This window comes from Bacillus sp. Nf3, assembly GCF_003028545.1.
Taxonomy (GTDB): Bacteria; Bacillota; Bacilli; order Bacillales; family Bacillaceae; genus Bacillus; species Bacillus safensis.
Map to the genome: position 1 here is coordinate 1 of NZ_PYUA01000025.1, position 804 is coordinate 804.

Genomic DNA, 804 nt, shown 5'->3' on the forward strand with positions numbered 1-804 from the left:
CGAGCAGATGCAGGGCGATGGCCGCGCTCCAGGCGGCAACGCGGGCGGGGTCGAAATGCGCGGATGCAACGGGATACGTACGAACCATGGTCCACCTCCATGCCAGTGACGAAGTCCTCAACGCACCAGGGCCCGTGGCGGGGTTGCCGCACGCGGCTGGCAGTGCATCAGTAGCGCGGCGCAATGGCTACTGCCTAGAGGCAGGGTCGGAATCGTTGGGCTGGCCTTCAGCCAGCGCCGCCGACAGGCATGAAAAAAGGCGGGCCCGCTGCGGGACCCGCCTCTGTCTACAGACCAGAACGCGATCAGCGCCCCAGTTCGAACACCACATCCAGATTGACCGAGACGGTGGATTCGCCCGGGGCAACCGGGGTGGCCTTGTCCATCGCCGCGCCGGCGGCCATCGTGCGCATCATCGGCATCGGGCGGTAACCGCCGCCGGCATTCTCGGAGATGCTGACGATGCGGCGCACCTGCAGGCCCAGCGACTTGGCATAGGTCTGGGCACGGGCCTGGGCCTTCTTCAGCGCGGCCAGGCGGGCTTCGTCATACACCGGTTCGGGCTGGTCGATCTCGAAGCTGGGGCCATTGATCTGGTTGGCGCCCTGCGCGGCCAGCGCATCGAGCACCTTGCCGAGCTTGGCGATGTCACGCACCTTCAGGCTGACCGTGTTGCTGGCCTGGTAGCCGGTGATCTTCGGCGCTTCGTTGTCGGTGTAGCGATACTGCGGGTTGAGGCTGACGCCGCTGGTCTGCACGTCGCGCACGGCGATGCCGGCGGCCTTGATCGCAGCCAGCACCTTG

The 804-nt window shown here is 66.9% G+C and carries 1 protein-coding gene; it reads right to left on the reverse strand.

Annotated features, from left to right (window positions below; translation table 11 throughout):
- Positions 1 to 305 precede the first annotated feature (305 nt).
- On the reverse strand, positions 306 to 804 hold a 499-nt coding region (locus C9414_RS20665), incomplete at its 5' end, for an SIMPL domain-containing protein (RefSeq protein ID WP_107164294.1).